This is a genomic window from Arenibacter flavimaris (genome assembly GCF_030291335.1).
GTDB lineage: Bacteria > Bacteroidota > Bacteroidia > Flavobacteriales > Flavobacteriaceae > Arenibacter.
The window spans coordinates 1-16,664 of sequence record NZ_JASWIM010000002.1 but is presented as its reverse complement, the minus strand read 5'-3'; the positions used below and the strand labels follow the sequence as shown (position 1 = coordinate 16,664).

General features: G+C 40.2%; 14 protein-coding genes and 1 pseudogene. 5 read left to right on the top strand and 10 right to left on the bottom strand.

What is annotated here, in order from left to right; genetic code table 11:
- The first annotated feature begins 9 nt into the window (after positions 1-9).
- Positions 10-435 carry a VOC family protein gene (locus tag QSE00_RS02130; RefSeq protein ID WP_181422926.1) on the top strand — a complete coding sequence of 142 codons (426 nt, stop codon included), beginning with the start codon at positions 10-12 and terminating at the stop codon, positions 433-435.
- A gap of 61 nt (positions 436-496) precedes the next feature.
- Here the strand turns inward: QSE00_RS02130 and QSE00_RS02125 are convergent, their stop codons facing one another.
- The 5 genes from QSE00_RS02125 to QSE00_RS02105 form a co-directional block, all read right to left on the bottom strand.
- Positions 497-1,333 carry a sugar phosphate isomerase/epimerase family protein gene (locus tag QSE00_RS02125; RefSeq protein WP_286104716.1) on the bottom strand — a complete coding sequence of 279 codons (837 nt, stop codon included), beginning with the start codon at positions 1,331-1,333 and terminating at the stop codon, positions 497-499.
- Between the two features lie 15 nt (positions 1,334-1,348).
- Positions 1,349-2,320: an aldo/keto reductase gene (locus QSE00_RS02120; protein ID WP_286104715.1), complete on the bottom strand. Its 972-nt coding sequence runs from the start codon at positions 2,318-2,320 to the stop codon at positions 1,349-1,351.
- Positions 2,321-2,412: 92 nt separating this feature from the next.
- Positions 2,413-3,306 (bottom strand): alpha/beta hydrolase, encoded by an 894-nt coding sequence (locus tag QSE00_RS02115; RefSeq protein WP_286104714.1) that lies wholly within the window; start codon positions 3,304-3,306, stop codon positions 2,413-2,415.
- 10 nt (positions 3,307-3,316) lie between these two features.
- Entirely contained in the window at positions 3,317-4,504 is a 1,188-nt protein-coding gene (fabV, locus tag QSE00_RS02110) for an enoyl-ACP reductase FabV (protein WP_110357412.1), read from the bottom strand.
- Positions 4,505-4,666: 162 nt separating this feature from the next.
- Positions 4,667-5,830 carry a dipeptidase gene (locus QSE00_RS02105; RefSeq protein WP_286104713.1) on the bottom strand — a complete coding sequence of 388 codons (1,164 nt, stop codon included), beginning with the start codon at positions 5,828-5,830 and terminating at the stop codon, positions 4,667-4,669.
- 207 nt (positions 5,831-6,037) lie between these two features.
- Between QSE00_RS02105 and QSE00_RS02100 the strand changes: the two genes are divergently transcribed.
- On the top strand, positions 6,038-6,187 hold the full coding sequence (locus tag QSE00_RS02100; RefSeq protein ID WP_181422928.1) for a hypothetical protein: 150 nt from the start codon (positions 6,038-6,040) through the stop codon (positions 6,185-6,187).
- A gap of 97 nt (positions 6,188-6,284) precedes the next feature.
- Here QSE00_RS02100 and QSE00_RS02095 read toward each other — a convergent pair whose 3' ends face one another.
- From QSE00_RS02095 to QSE00_RS02075, 5 genes and pseudogenes are all read right to left on the bottom strand, one after another.
- Positions 6,285-7,364 (bottom strand): sensor histidine kinase, encoded by a 1,080-nt coding sequence (locus tag QSE00_RS02095; protein WP_110357414.1) that lies wholly within the window; start codon positions 7,362-7,364, stop codon positions 6,285-6,287.
- Positions 7,365-7,553: 189 nt separating this feature from the next.
- The gene (locus tag QSE00_RS02090; RefSeq protein ID WP_110357415.1) at positions 7,554-8,438 is read right to left on the bottom strand and encodes a bifunctional 5,10-methylenetetrahydrofolate dehydrogenase/5,10-methenyltetrahydrofolate cyclohydrolase; all 885 of its coding nucleotides are present in this window, start codon (positions 8,436-8,438) and stop codon (positions 7,554-7,556) included.
- A gap of 18 nt (positions 8,439-8,456) precedes the next feature.
- Positions 8,457-8,861 (bottom strand): annotated as a pseudogene (locus tag QSE00_RS02085) (four helix bundle protein).
- Between the two features lie 79 nt (positions 8,862-8,940).
- The gene (ffh, locus tag QSE00_RS02080) at positions 8,941-10,278 is read right to left on the bottom strand and encodes a signal recognition particle protein (protein ID WP_110357416.1); all 1,338 of its coding nucleotides are present in this window, start codon (positions 10,276-10,278) and stop codon (positions 8,941-8,943) included.
- 138 nt (positions 10,279-10,416) lie between these two features.
- Positions 10,417-12,171, bottom strand: a complete 1,755-nt coding sequence (locus tag QSE00_RS02075; RefSeq protein WP_286104712.1) for a hypothetical protein — start codon at positions 12,169-12,171, stop codon at positions 10,417-10,419.
- Between the two features lie 112 nt (positions 12,172-12,283).
- Here QSE00_RS02075 and QSE00_RS02070 point away from each other — a divergent pair, with 112 nt between their 5' ends.
- From QSE00_RS02070 to QSE00_RS02060, 3 genes are all read left to right on the top strand, one after another.
- On the top strand, positions 12,284-12,796 hold the full coding sequence (locus QSE00_RS02070; RefSeq protein ID WP_110357418.1) for an RNA polymerase sigma factor: 513 nt from the start codon (positions 12,284-12,286) through the stop codon (positions 12,794-12,796).
- Between the two features lie 200 nt (positions 12,797-12,996).
- Positions 12,997-13,905 (top strand): FecR family protein, encoded by a 909-nt coding sequence (locus tag QSE00_RS02065; protein WP_286104711.1) that lies wholly within the window; start codon positions 12,997-12,999, stop codon positions 13,903-13,905.
- The gene (locus tag QSE00_RS02060) at positions 13,889-16,453 is read left to right on the top strand and encodes a TonB-dependent receptor (RefSeq protein WP_286104710.1); all 2,565 of its coding nucleotides are present in this window, start codon (positions 13,889-13,891) and stop codon (positions 16,451-16,453) included. Before QSE00_RS02065 ends, QSE00_RS02060 begins: the two co-directional genes overlap by 17 nt.
- Positions 16,454-16,664: the final 211 nt, after the last annotated feature.

The following is a 16,664-nucleotide window of genomic DNA, read 5'->3' as shown; positions in this document are numbered from 1 at the left end:
ACTGGACCCATGCCCGAGATTACTCCCTTTCATATTGCCATTCCCGTACATAATTTGGCGGAGTGCCGTAAATTTTACGGGGAAATATTAAACTGTGAAGAAGGAAGAAGCAGTGACCATTGGGTAGACTTCAACCTGTTCGGCCACCAATTGGTAATCCATTACAAGCCTAAGGCCAAGGGAGAAGATTTGCACCTTAACCCTGTAGATGGCAAGGATGTCCCTGTACCACATTACGGAGTAGTCTTACCTTGGGATACTTTTTTTTCCTTTTCGGAAGAACTTATTGCCAAGGGTATAAACTTTGTTATTGAGCCCTATATCCGCTTTAAGGGCGAGGTAGGCGAACAGGCCACCATGTTTTTTTTGGACCCTGCAGGAAATGCCTTGGAATTCAAAGCCTTTAAGGATATGGGACAATTATTCGCCAAATGAGCTTCCCTTAGTCCATTACATTTTATTCCTTTATTTATTCAAGATAGAGCAACCTAAAAACCTACATATTTTTCATAAATTTCATATTGTGCTCCATACTCTCAAAAGGGGTACTGGCATACTCTTCTTGTTCTATGAAAATATATTTAAGTCCGGATTCCTTTTTATATTTAAGCACTTGGGCAATATCCAAGCCTCCCTTTCCAAACTCGGTACTTTCCTTTTTCACCATATCCATATCCTTCAAATGCCATAAAGGAAACCTTCCTTCATATTTTCTGAAATAATCCAAAGGATTCTTCCCGGCAACCACTACCCATCCCAGATCAAGTTCCATATGTACCAGACCCGGATCCGTATTGTTTAATAAAATATCGTAAAACACTTCCCCGTTTTCGGATTCGAATTCATATTCATGATTGTGGTATCCGAATTTGATATTTCTACTACCGCATTCCTCCCCTGCCTTATTAAAGGCCTCGGCTACAGCCTTGTAGTTATCCGCCGTCTGTCCTTCGGTAGGCATGGAGGAACAAATTAAATATTCCTGACCGGCCTCGGCCGCCTGATCCATAGTCGTCTTCCATTGTTCATCCAAGGCTACGTGGCCGCTCCTAAGGATCATTCCAAGGTCTTCACAAACGTCTTTCATTTCTTTCGGCTTCAGACCGTAATACAGCCCCTTGGTACTCCTTGCCGATTCAATCTGTTTAATACCCAAGGCCGCAATACGCTTTAAGGTACCAACGGCATCTTCCAACATCTCCTTGCGAAAGGTATACAATTGTACCCCTAAATTTTTTTTAGGATTCTTATAGGGTAAGGTAAAGGATGGCAATAAAACCATTCCCGCTGCCAACATTCCTGACTGCATTAAAAATTCTTTTCTCGATGTCATAAATTTATTCTTTTCTTATTGCGACCATTCGGTTGGTTTTCTATCCCATCTATGGCTTTTCAATTCTTCAAATAATCCAATGGGCAATCCCTTGCCATCACTTACGGCCGTATTCATTAAAACGTTCCTTTCCTTGCGCATTCCAGGGATAATGGTGCTCACCGATTTGTTCATGGTAATATAACGCAACGCCATTTCAGCCATGGTCATCCCCTCCGGAACAACCGGTCTCAATAGATCTGCCCTATCCGCACTCGCAATTAAATTCTCGGGAACAAAATACGTTCCCCTCCAATCCCCTTCCGGAAACTTGGTCTCTTTGGTAATATTCCCGGTCAAGGTGCCTTCATCAAAAGGAACCCTTGCAATAACAGCTATATCCAATGCTTCACATAAGGGAAAAAGCTCGTCTTCCGGAGCTTGGTCGAAAATATTGTAAATAACCTGCACCGCATCAAAAACACCGGTCTTAAGGGCTTTTATACCATTTTCGGGCTCCCAACGGTTTACACTGATCCCCATGGCAGCTACCTTCCCGGACTTTTTTAAATCTTCCACTGTTCTTTGCCATTCCTCACGATCGGACCAACTGTCGTCCCAGGTATGGAATTGCATTAAATCCAATTGCTCCGACCGTAAATTTTTAAGGGTTTTTTCGGTATAATCCATTATATGGGAGGTAGGATAGGATTCCTCTAAACTATATTCCGGTTTTGCCGGCCATTTGAAATTTTTCGCCGGAATCTTACTTGCGGTATATAGTTTCTTGTTGGGAAACCTTTGCAACAACTCTCCCAATAATTTTTCACTGTGCCCATGGCCATAGGCCCAAGCGGTATCGAAAAAATTAACTCCGTTTTCCACGGCCAGATCCAACGACTTGGCAGACAGTAGGTCATCGGATTCGGTCCATCCGCCCATACCCCACATTCCATATCCTATTTCACTAACATCCCATTGGGTTCTGCCAAATTTTCTTTTGATCATACTTGTTCTTTACACTCTTACTCCGAAAGATCCCGGACATGGGTTAGTTCGAATTCGATTTAAAAATCAAACCGACCCATGTTGTTTAGATATCAATATTGATGGAAGGCATCGGAAACAAATTCCAAAACCACGGGTAGGGATTCCCGCCAATAGGTCCAACTATGACGCCCTTCCCTCACCCTGTATTCATGTGGCACCTCCTTCTTTTTCATAGCAATATGCACCAGACTATTGCCTTCATATAGAAAATCATCGTCCCCACAGTCTATGTACCATCTAACCGACTTTAGATCCTCTAGGGATGAAGCCTGTATAAGCGACAGGGCATTGTGTTTTTCATAATAGGCACTTACAAGACCATCTTCGTACTTCTCATTGTTATTTTTTAGCCTTTGTTTAAAATCATCCAAACTTAGGGCTCCTATATAGGCACTTAAAGGACAGGCTGAAGAAAATAACTCCGGGTGGCGCAAGGCGTACATGAACGATCCACCACCACCCATAGAAAGGCCGGCTATGGCCCTAAAGCGCTTTTCCCCTTTAATGCGATATTTCTTCTCTACATAGGGCATTAATTCCTCAAAAAAGAAATCCTCATACCTCCAGTCCCCTTTTATGGAATTGAAATAGCCTCTAGTTCCCGTATTGGCGTCTGGCATCACAATAATCATTGGAGTAGCCTTACCTTCTTGAATAGCGTTATCCGTAATGCGCAACACCTCTCCAAATTGCACCCAGCCTGTTTGATCGTCCCCAGCTCCATGTAATAGGTATAATACCGGATAACTTCTATTGGATGTTTCATAATCAGGCGGCAGGTATACAGCAAATTTCCTTTCGCTCTTTAGAATTTCACTCTTCATTGTAAGAGCATCAAATACCTTTCCGGTCTGCGCGTTTGAGGCGGTAAGCCAAACTAGCGCAAATAACAATAATAGATTATTTCGCATATTTATCAGGTTTCTACCAAGTACGGTATACATTAGCAATTAATTATTGAAGCCCTGGAATATCCACTATTTCGTTCACATCCTCATCATAATCCACGCCCTCTACCATAAAACCGAACAAATTGAAGAAATCCTTTTCATACCCTTTAAGATCACCAATATTGGGTAAAGTTTCGGTAGTGGCCTTCTTCCAAAGTTCGGCTACCTTGGCCTGCACATCAGCGCGCATTTCCAAATCATCTATTCGTATTCTTCCTTTATCATCGGTAGGTACCTGGCCAGCATACAATCTATCCTGGAACAAGCGCTGAATTTGTTCTATACATCCTTCGTGTATGCCCTCCTCCTTCATTACCTTGTACAGTAGGGATATATATAAAGGAATTACCGGTATGGCAGAACTTGCCTGGGTCACCAAGGCCTTATTTACCGAAACATAAGCCTTACCATTTAATGGCTTTAAACTGTCCGTAATGGTAAAAGCAGTGGCTTCCAAATGATCCTTGGCACGGCCAATGGTTCCTTTTCTATAAACCGCTTCTGTAAGTGACGGACCAATATAAGAGTAGGCTATAGTGGTAAATCCTTCAGAAAGCAGACCTTCACCTTTCAAATCATCGATCCACATTTTCCAGTCTTCACCTCCCATGACCGCCACAGTATTCGCTATATCATCCCCTTGGGCAGGTTCTATGGACACTTCGGATACTACCCCGGTATGAAAGTCCACCGTTTTGTTTTGAAATTTAGCCCCTATTGGTTTTAAGACCGATTTATATTTTACTCCAGTATCCGGATGCGTCCTTACCGGGGAAGCCAAACTGTAAATCACCATATCTATTTGTCCCAAATCGGCTTTGATAAGAGCTAAGGTCTGTTTTTTAATTTCATTGGAAAAGGCATCCCCATTTATACTTTTGGCGTATAATCCCGCCTTATGCGCTTCTTTTTCAAAGGCCGCACTATTGTACCAACCTGGGGAGGCCGGTCTGCCCTCTGAAGGTGGTTTTTCAAAAAACACCCCTATAGTGGAAGCTCCTGCACCAAAGGCGCTGGTAATTCTGGAGGCCAGGCCAAATCCTGTGGAAGCTCCTATCACCAATACTTTTTTTGCCCCATCAATGGCTCCCTTGGACTTTATATATTCAATTTGGTCAATAACATTTTGTTCACATCCTTTAGGATGGGAGGTAAGGCAAATAAATCCGCGTGTTCTAGGCTCTATTATCATTTCTTAATTTATTTTCAGCACTTTCCCAATACGGGTCGTGCAAAAGTGCATATTGTTTATAATTTTCCCAATTATCGAAGATATATAAAAGATTCAAAAGATAAAGTTGAAGTGGGCAAAATTGCATCCCATAATAGGGAATTATACAAAACTATTCCCAAGTTAAGGCAATTGTTCCATTAAAAACCGTTTAACATTCTCGCCCATAACGGCTCTGATCTCCAATTCCGAAAATCCTTGATTCATTAATTCCTGTACAATAAATGGCAGACCGGTTACATCTATAGGGGTTGTGGCCGCCCCATCAAAATCGGACCCTAGGGCCACATGTTCTATACCCACCAGATCACGGACATACTTCATAGCCTCCACAATGTGCTTAATCTCCCCTTTTATGGCACCTCTAAAAAACCCAATACCTATTAGCCCCCCGGAGGCTGCAATTCTATTTATATGTTGGTCTGATATATTTCTGGGGCTATCCTTGGTGCCTTTAACACCGGTATGGGATACCACAACCGGACGGGTAGTTTGGTCAAGAATTTCATCTATCATTTTGGGGGATACGTGAGCCAAATCGATTATGATACCCAAACGGTTCATCTCCTTGATTACCTCCTTACCAAAATTGGTAAGTCCAGCCCCGGAAAGACCATGTGCGGATCCACCTAGTTCATTGTCGAAAAAATGCGTGGGAGCCATCATTCTAACTCCTTCGTCGTAAAGGTTCTGTACATTATCCAAATTCCCCTCCAGACAATGTGCCCCTTCAATTCCCAAAAGGCCTCCAATGACCTCTGGGTCCGTTTGCTTAGATGCTATCAATTTTGTTAGATCTTGGCGCGATTCAACCAATAAGAATTTACCGTCATACTTCTCTTGGTATTCCTGCAAAGCCCTTGCCTGGTGCACGGCCCGCTTGTACAGACTAAACCACTTATCGGGCAGTTGGCCCTGAACGAAATTCAACAACGTAATTTTATCGAAGGCATCCGCACTGTTCTGCTTAAAATTTTGCCCTTTGGGCGATTTGGTAACAATGGTAAAAGCCTGCAAGCTCATATTGGCCTGTTGCATACGTGGAAAATCCAAATGGGCATAATCCAATTTTTTGGTCAAGTCACGATCCCAAAGCAAGGCATCACAATGCAGGTCTGCAATGAACCCCAAAGAATTATACAATTCTTTTGCTTCGGGCCCCAGTTGTCTGGGATCGTTATATTCAACAAGGTTCATCTGTTTATCCAAAATTGGAGACACCAGAAACGTTGCCAAGAAATAAAGCAGTAGTACAACGGCCAAGGTATACCTAAGAATTTTTTTCATCCAATTTCGCCAATTTTGTGAGCCAAAAAATAATCAAAATAAATTAAAAACAATTATAAAGTGAATCGATTTCTAAATTTTTAAGTCCTAATGGACTGTATCTCTTTTTGGTGTTGTCTAAAAACGTAAATGCTTGTAAAACAAAAAAGAAGATTTAACGTTATGTCATTAAATTGAATTTGGAAACACCTACTAAAATCTGAACTCATGAAAAAAGCAATCTACTTAGCAACATTCTTATTTTGCACCCTAACCATCTTCAGTTGTACCAATGACGAAGATGAGGAAAAAATTGATGTCCTAACCCCTTCCGATAGTACCCAAACCAGTCTTGAAGTTTTTGAACCAGCGGAATAGGGCATAAAAAAGGTCGGTTTGTAGCGAGATATTCTCCAAACCGACCTTTTTATTATTGTTTTACTCCCTTGAAATTCTTTTTAAATCGGCCACTTTCTCATTTGAAGGTAATGGTAAAGGTAACCCCATTATTAACTTCACTTTCTACTGCAATAGTACCTCCGAGACTGTTGATATGATTATACACCAGATAAAGTCCAACCCCTTTACTATCCCCATCTCCACCTCCATTATTATGGAATTTTTGATTGAGGCCAAATATTTTACTGCCAAACTTTTCCATGTCAAAACCAAGGCCGTTGTCTGTATAAATAAGCTGATTCTTACCTTCTACAACCTGTGATGTAATGGAAATTACCGGCGGAACATCGGGCCTGGCATACTTAATGGAATTGGTCAACAGGTTTAGGAAAATACTTTCCATATAACTTGGATTATGTCTTACGCCCCTTAAATTGGAAAAATCTACATTAAAGGTTACATTGGCATTCCCCAATAGGGAACTGATGGATGACTTAACCTGTTTAAGTATTAATTCAAAATCTACTACCTCCAGGTCTATGTTCGATGTTTCCCTCTTACTTATAAGATCCACATAATTGTTCAGGGAATTATTGAGTCCCTCGGTGGCCATCTTCATATAATCCAAGGTTTCCAAAATTTCCTTATCTTCAATTTTGCTCATATCCAAAAACCCAAATATGGATAATAAATTGTTTACTGGAGACCTTAAATCATGGGATGTGGTATAATTGAGTTGTTTCAACTCATGGTTTTTATCCACCAAGTTGATCAGATGCTCAATACGCTCTTTTTCCAGTTTCTTTTTATGGGTTATATTTTTGGCAATGGCATATACCAATTTTTCATTCTCCAAGGGTATGGAAGTCCAATGCAACCAAATTATCTCCCCTGTTTTAGAGACGTATCTATTTTCGTAATTGACCAAGGGCACATTCTTTATCAAATTCTCCCTATATCTACCCGTCAGGTCCCTATCTTCCTCATGGATGAACTCCTGTATTTTCCTGGAAAACAACTCCTCTTCGGTATAGCCCAAGAGTTGCACCAAAGCTGGATTTACTTTTTTAAAATAGCCGTCATAACCAGCTATACATAATAAATCCATGGAAAGATTAAAAAAAGGTTCCAGACTAAGGTTATCGGTTTCTTGCATGCTGTTGTTATGATAATGGTAATATACGTTTTTTAACCAAACAAAATAAATACTAGTGCTTGTCCTGCCCAAGGCCAGACTATTAGGTAAGCTCTTCACAAATTCAAAAAACTGCCATTATCAATCCCATCACGAACATATGGGTATAAACAAAAAAACCGCAGTTAAAATGAATGCGGTCTTCTGGAATTATTTTTGGCTTCTATGCCTTTCCCGTGCCAACAAGGTATTTTTTAACAACATGGCGATCGTCATTGGTCCCACACCTCCAGGAACTGGAGTAATATAAGAAGCCTTCTTGCTCACATTTTCAAAATCCACATCCCCCGTTATATAATAACCTCTCTCTTTGGTGTCGTCCGGAACTCTGGTGATGCCAACATCAATGATTACGGCATCATCCTTCACCATTTCGGCTTTTAAAAAGTTGGGCACTCCCAATGCGGAGATAACTATATCGGCCTGTGATATAATCTGGGTAATATTTTTGGTATGGCTATGCGTAAGGGTTACGGTGGAATTTCCAGGCCAACCTTTTCTTCCCATAAGAATACTCATTGGTCTACCTACAATATGGCTCCGACCAATAACTACGGTATGCTTTCCCTTTGTCTCCACCTTATATCTTTCCAAGAGTTCCAATATCCCAAAAGGCGTGGCAGGAATAAAAGTGCTCATATCCAGGGCCATTTTTCCAAAGTTGGTCGGATGGAATCCGTCCACATCCTTATCCGGATCCACCGCCAACAAGACACGTTGTGTATTGATCTGCTCTGGCAAAGGCAATTGAACAATAAATCCGTCTATATCCTCATTCTTGTTGAGTTCTTCTATTTTGTTCAACAACTCCTGTTCCGAGGTGGTGCTTGGCAACTGTACCAAGGTAGATTCGAATCCTACTTTCTCACAGGACCTTACCTTGCTACCAACATAGGTAAGACTGGCACCGTCGTTCCCCACGATAACCGCTGCCAAATGTGGCACCTTTTCACCACGCTCCCTCATTTTAGCTACCTCAGCGGCTATTTCCTCCTTTATTTGATTCGATACTTTTTTACCGTCTAAAATTTCCATTCATTTAAAGTTTAATGTTCAAGGTTGTTGTTTGTTGAATTTTGACCCCTTGTACTCTGATCGGGACAAGTAACTAATAAAGGAGCTGATTTTTTTTTTACTTTCCAAAAGAACCAATTCGTAAAGAACCTCGAAAGAGGATCTGTTAATATGATTTCTATCCAATACTCTATAAAGTTGGGAACGTAGTTCACCACATGAAGCTTTTGCTATTCTTAAAAATTAAATAAATTCGCGATTGCCATTGCGCTCGAACCCTTCTGAAATATTATCCATAATTGATCCAGAACCTTTGTCCATCTGATTCCTAAGAGCATAATTGCTGCCTAAAGAAGTGGTTTCAAAAATTTGATGTACTTTATTACATATCTCCCGAGCCAACTGCCATATTACCAAATCTTCAAACCTTTCAACCTTTGCCATTAGGACATCTATTTTATACTTTGCTCCTGCAATCTGAAACCTCGAACCTGGAACCTTTGACTTTCAATTTCGAACAACCCTACTTCATCCCCTTCATGGCCCCCATCATCTGCATCATCTTTTTGCCGCCGCCGCCCTGCATCATCTTCATCATCTTGCTCATTTGATCAAATTGCTTCAGCAATTGATTTATTTCCTGAATACTGGTACCACTACCTTTGGCTATCCTCTTTTTTCGACTGGCGTTCAATTTAGCCGGGGTAGATCGTTCATCCGGGGTCATGGAATGTATAATGGCCTCTATATGTTTAAAGGCATCATCATCTATATCCAAGCCTTTTAAAGCTTTTCCTGCTCCAGGAATCATCCCCATAAGATCTTTAAGGCTACCCATCTTTTTTATTTGCTGGATCTGGCTTAAAAAGTCATCAAAACCAAATTTATTCTTGGCTATCTTCTTCTGGATTTTCCTGGCCTCCTCCTCATCAAACTGCTCTTGGGCCCTTTCCACCAAAGACACCACATCCCCCATACCAAGGATTCGTTCGGCCATACGGGAAGGGTAAAAGACATCTATGGCATCCATTTTTTCCCCCGTACCTATAAACTTAATGGGCTTGTTTACGACAGATTTAATGGAAATAGCGGCACCACCACGGGTGTCCCCATCCAATTTTGTTAATATGACCCCGTCAAAATTAAGAACGTCGTTAAAGGATTTGGCAGTATTAACAGCATCCTGTCCTGTCATGGAATCTACCACGAACAGGGTTTCCTGAGGCTGTATGGCTTTATGGATATCGGCAATTTCATTCATCATTTGCTCATCCACTGCCAAACGACCTGCCGTATCAATAATAACTACATTAAAACCATTGGCCTTTGCATGGGCAATACCTGCTTTTGAGATGGCAACGGGGTCATTATTTCCCCGGTCCGAAAAAACCTCAACACCAATCTGCTCCCCTACTACATGAAGTTGGTCTATCGCAGCAGGCCTATAAACATCACAGGCCACCAACAAAGGTTTTTTTGTCTTTTTGGTTTTAAGATAATTGGCCAATTTTCCTGAAAAGGTAGTTTTACCGGAACCCTGTAGACCGGACATTAGGATTACGGAGGGCGTACCGGATAAATTGATGCCCTCAGCGTCTCCGCCCATAAGCTCAGTAAGCTCGTCCTTCACCAATTTTACCATCAACTGGCCTGGCTGAAGGGAGGTCAATACATCCTGTCCCAATGCTTTTTCCTTTACCTTATTGGTAAACTCCTTGGCAATTTTAAAGTTGACATCCGCATCCAAAAGTGCCCTACGCACCTCCTTTAAGGTTTCCGCAACATTGATCTCTGTAATTTGTCCATGTCCTTTTAGAACATGTAACGCCTTATCCAACTTTTCACTTAAATTATCAAACATAGTCTTACTGTATTATCAGGAAAGCGCAAATTTAAGAATAACTGCCGTAAGTGTGAAGCCTGGGATGAAAAATATAAAAGTAAAAAAAGGGCAGCTTCCTGAGGAAGCCACCCTTTTCCAAAAATTGGGGCAAAATTTTTATTTCTTTTCTAAAACAAGAACTTCTATGTTGTTCCCATTAATCATCTTTAACTCTACGCGATCATTGGTAATGGAGACAATTTTCCAGTCGTCCATTAAGACTTGCATGGCCGTAGCCAAGCCAAAATTAAGGTAACATTTCAGCTCTCCTTCACTATCCCTTATTATTCTCCAGAGTCCCGGATAGGCTGGTCCGGTTTCGCCTGTGGTAACATTCACGGCTAGTTCGGCCTGAAAGTCGAAGACAAAAGCTGCATAATTTTGGGTTTCATCATTATCGCCCTCCATATATTTTGCAATTATCCATTCTCCGCCCATCATGATATTCCTAATCTCGGCAACATCTTCATCGTCGGCGTTATTATCACAAACCCTTTCCAAGATTAGTTCATAATTCCCATCTTCTATAGTAAACTTTAAACGTTTATCCCTAAGATCGGACAATAACCATTCAAAACTCACCCCTGGCTCGTCCCCCATGGTAATGGCCATTACCAAACGCCCTTGGGCATTGTTCGTAATAGCCCAGCTACCTTCTGACATATCGGATTCGTTGCTCAAAGTAACCACCCCCTCGGCCTGAAAAGCGAACTCGTACCCCAATAACCTATCAAGGTCTTCGTTGTTCAGCATTACCTTTTTTATGACCCAGCTACACTCTTTTAAAATTTCCCTCAAGGTATCCGGTGTGTTATCTACGATATCACATGCCTTTTTCATTATTATCCGCTCCCCTTCACCGGCATACAACTTAATTTTACCATCGTCCAGATCATAAACAAACCACTCCAGGTCAAAATCGGCCAAGGCTTCAAAGTCCAACTTCAACAAGACCCTGTTCTCTCCAATTCTGGTACTCCAGGTTCCCGTTAAACTGTTCCCTGCCCTATCTTTCATTACGACCTTTCCGTCATCGGTAAAATTCATTACGTAATCAAAATACTGACCTGTATTGTCTATATTGGCCCGTATTACTTCATTCACCAACCATGGGCAGGCCACTAGGTACTCTTCCAAACGCTCTTGGGTAAAGTCATCATCATAATCGTCGTCGTCGTCCTCATCACATTCACTTTTGGCCGTTTCAATGGCATTGGCCAGTTCGGCATTATTGCTTACACTAATTTTAGTATCATCATATAATTCCAATGTAATAGGGAAATCAAAACTAAGTAGGTCATCATCACCACGTTCGGCGAAATAGCGTCTTAATTGCATATCATTTTCTACGGTAACATTCCCTGTTTGCTGTAGATTGATATCAAAGGAATATACAACAATAGGGTACACAAAATCTATACATTCTATATCATCGTCATCCCCACCTTCAACACACTCTTCAACCTTTTCACGAAGTTGTTCCTTGTTACTTATAGTTACTTCCGTATAATCCGACAAGGTAATCTGTATTGGGAAAATAATTTCCAAGATATCATCATCTACCTCTACCTCATTAAAAAGCTGCTTTATCAACTTTAAATCTTCAATAGCATCTATTTTAACTTCCAGGCCATTTACATTTACCATATATGGAAAGTTGATTGCAATACAACTTGCTCCATCCACAATATTGTCATAAGAACCATCTTTGGACGACGTTCTTTTAATTAGTTGTGCCGTACTGGAACTTGCCAATATGGCTTCCTGGTTATCCTCTCCAGGCAATTCTTCAAACTCTTCCTGACAAGAAGTGAAATTTAATGCCACCAGAAGTAGGCTCCCGTACATTAAATATGACATAAACTTTTTCATAACGATTTGGTTTTTATTTGTTCGTATATATCTAAAACAACCCACTTTTAAAATACCCTACCTAATTTTTTGTTTTTTTTAAAATATCTTTGAAAAAATAAAACAGGAAGGATTGAAAGCTATCAAAGAAGAACATGTATGCGAGGATAAAGTTTACGCTTCAATCTTTAGCACCCATTCCAAAACGGTTTTTAATTACATATATTATAAGTTCGGCAATGAGGAAAAAGCGTATGACGTTGTACAAGAGGCCTTTATGAAATTATGGGAAAACTGTTCCAAGGTTGCACCGGACAAGGCCAAGTCCTATGTATATACCATTGCAAACAATTTATACCTGAATGTTATAAAAGCGGAAAAAGTAAGATTAAAATACGCACCGGATACCAATGCAATTGTAAATGAATCCCCGGAATTTTTATTGGAGGAACAGGAATATAAAGAAAAATTGGAACGTGCATTGGCTGCTTTGCCAGAAAACCAACGTACCACCTTTTTGTTAAATAGGATAGATGGAAAGAAATATGCGGAAATCGCGGAAATGGAGGGGGTAAGTGTAAAAGCTATTGAAAAAAGGATGCACTTGGCCTTAAAAACACTTAGGGACCAGATTGAAGGGATATAGGACAAAGAATTGAATACGGAGTAATGAGTAAATGGGCAATTGGGGTATTTTAACCTATTTAGGGTTAGAAAATTATCATTTTATACAGCAATCCCAAGACACGACACAAATATCGCTATACTAGTAGTAATTGTTAATTGTTAATTGAAAAGTAGGGTATTTTCAGTTTTGATTGTTATACCTATATAAAGCTAGAAACCATGCAGGAAAATTATTTGGCAAAATGGCTCAACAACGAACTCACGCAAGAGGAGTTGGTTAAGTTTAAAGAGACCGAAGAGTATGCCTCGTACATAAAACTACGGGAAGCCACCAATAATTTGGCAGCGCCTGATTTCAACATGGCCAAGGCTTGGGATGACCTCAACAAACACAAGGCTTCCACCAAGAAAAAAGTAATTAATCTTAATCCATATAAGAAATATTTGGGCATAGCCGCTGCCATTACCTTGATTTTTGTTGCCTCCTTTTTGTACTATGGCAACTTGAACGAGGAAATAAGTACACAATATGCAGAAAGGACGGAAATATTGCTTCCAGATGCTTCGGAAGTTAGACTGAATGCAGATTCCCAAATTTCGTACAGCAAAAAGAATTGGACAAAAAAAAGGGACATAGCACTAAACGGAGAAGCTTATTTTAAGGTAGCCAAAGGAAAGCGGTTTACCGTAACAACGGAGCAAGGAACCGTAACCGTTTTGGGTACCCAATTTAATGTAGAAAACAGAAAAGGCTATTTTGAAGTAGCCTGCTACGAAGGTCTGGTAAGTGTTGTGTACAACAAGCAAGAAATTAAACTCCCAGCTGGCAATTCATTGGTGGTCATAAACGGAGAATTACAGGCCTTAAAAATACCAAATACAAAGGAACCCTCCTGGATAAGGAACGAAAGTAGTTTTAAAAGTATTCCCTTGAAATTTGTTTTGGATGAATTTCAAAGACAATTTAATATTGAGGTCTCTACCAAAAACATAGATACCAATCAATTATTTACAGGATCCTTTAGCAATACGGATAAGGAATTGGCGTTGCAAAGTATTAGTACTCCTTCTCAGATCATGTATAAACTAGAGGGGAATAAAGTGCTGTTCTATGCTGAAACGCCATAAAGACCTTGTATTTCTTGTTGCCCTTTGTTTATCCCTTCTTTTCCCTTATTCCAACCGGGCACAAGATAATAGTGCGCCAAAAGCAAATCTAATCAGTTATTTGGAAGAACTGGAACGGGAGTTCAACATAAAATTCTCCTATGCCGATCAGGACTTGCAACAATTGCAATTTTCTATTCCGGATACCAATTCCCTACCCCAAATACTTGACGAGCTTCGCAGTCAGACCCTATTGGACATCACTAAGCTCAATGATCGTTATTTTGCCATATCCAAAAGTAAGTTCATAGATATCTGTGCCAAGGTGATGGATAATTTTGAGAACAGCACCATCATGAATGCTACCGTGCAGGTTTTGGGCAACAATATATCGCAAATTACCGATCTTGAGGGGCAGTTTAGAATTAAGCAGGTGCCTAGAAATGCCAATATCGCCATAAAACACCTTGGTTTTAAGACCAAATATTTAAGTGCGGAAGAACTCCTGGACAATAATCCATGCAAGACCGTATTATTGTCTCCAAATTATCAGCAACTGGAAGAAGTTGTTGTCTATCAATTCCTTACAACCGGTATCACTAAAGAACCGGATGCCAGCATTGAACTCAACACGGACAAATTTGGAATTTTACCCGGTCTTATAGAACCTGATGTACTGCAGACCATACAAGCATTGCCCGGAATTAAGAGTGTGGACGAGACCGTGTCCGACATCAATGTGAGGGGAGGTACCAACGACCAAAATTTAGTATTGTGGGATGGTATAAAAATGTACCATTCAGGACATTTTTTTGGTTTAATTTCTGCTTTTAACCCCTATTTGATAGATAATGTAAATATCATAAAAAATGGGACCAGCGTGCAATATGGTGATGGAGTGAGCAGTGTAATCAATATAAAGACCAGAAATAACATCAACGATTCATTCGTGGGAGGGGCAGGATTTAATTTATTGAGCGGCGATGTATTTGGACAGCTACCCTTTTCCGAGAAAGTTTCCGTTCAGTTTTCCGGTAGACGTTCTACCACAGATTTTATAAATACCCCTACCTACAATCGGTTTTTTGACAAAGTGTTTCAGGACAGTGAGGTCAAGGAAAATGGCAATTCAACCAATGCCGAAAATACAGTTAGGGACGAAGATTTCTATTTCTACGATTTTACGGGCAAATTGCTTTACGACATCAGTGAAAACCAGAAGGCGAGACTTAGTTTTATCAATACCAACAACCACCTTAATTACTCGGAAAAAACGGAGGATGCCACGGCCAAAAGTCTATTGGATCAAACCAATCTTTCCTTTGGAGGAAGCTTGGAAAGTAAATGGACTCCCAACTGGAGTACCCATTTAAACCTGTATTACACCCGCTACAATTTGGATTCCCAAAACATCCCTTCCCAATCCCAGCAACTTTTTCAGAGTAACCAGGTTTTGGAAAAGGCGATAAAATTGAACACCAAATACCACTTTGGCCCAAACCTTAATTGGTTGAACGGATATCAACTTAATGAGGTGGGCATAACCAACTTTACCCAAGTGAGCCAACCCCCATACAAGAGCAATATAAAAGGGGTGATTATGACGCATTCCCTATTTTCCGAGTTGGATTATAGATCCAAAAATGAAAAATTCAATGCCAGAGGCGGACTAAGATTAAATTACATTAAAAACTTAAAGACCTTTAAAACCTTTGACGAGTTTATTCTAGAACCCAGATTAAACTTAAATTATGCTTGGACAGAAGAGCTTAAGACCGAATTACTTGGAGAATTTAAAAGTCAGTCCACCAACCAAATAATAGATTTGGAACAAAATTTTTTGGGAATTGAAAAAAGGCGATGGATACTTTCGGACAACGAAATATTACCTATTACCAAAAGCAAACAAATATCCCTTGGACTAAATTATGACAAAAATACGCTTTATGTAGGTGTTGAAGGCTTTTACAAGAAGGTGGATGGCATAAGTACTGCTACACAGGGGTTTCAAAACCAATATCAATTTAATGGCGAAATAGGAAAATACGACATATCCGGAATCGAATTCTTGATCAATAAAAAAACAACAACCTATAGCACCTGGCTCAGTTACGCCTATAACACCAACAATTATACTTTTGAGAATATAACGCCCCACCAATTCCCCAACAATTTGGACATTAGGCACACCATAAGCTTTGCCGGCACCTATACTTACAAGAGCTTTAGAATGGGGCTTGGTGCCAATTACCATACGGGAAGACCATATACCAAACCACAGGAAGGCAACAACTCTATTATCCTGGATGTTTTCCCCAATCAAATCAATTATGAGGAGCCAAATAGTAGTAGACTCCCAGCCTACCTCAGGGCAGATGCTTCGTTTATCTACAACTTCAAGATAAGCCAAGGAATAAAATCGTCCGTAGGGGCTTCCGTCTTAAACCTATTGAATAAAAAGAATATCCTTAATATCTATTACAGGATAAATGAACAAAACGAAATTGAAACTATAGAAAGAGTTTCATTAGGCATTACCCCCAACTTTAGTTTCCGAATGAGCTTTTAGTTTTTCCAATATGTTCCTTGCAAAATAAATAAAGACGGGTAACTGTTTTAGAACCTTGTTGTTTACACAACTTGGATTTTTACCATAAAAAGGCACTTTCAGGAGTTAGCTTAATTTTGTAGAACACATAGAATATTAACTGCCCTTAGATTTTATTTAGGGTCATTTTTTTATGCCCGATCATGATTTTTGGACAGGAGGTATGCTCTTG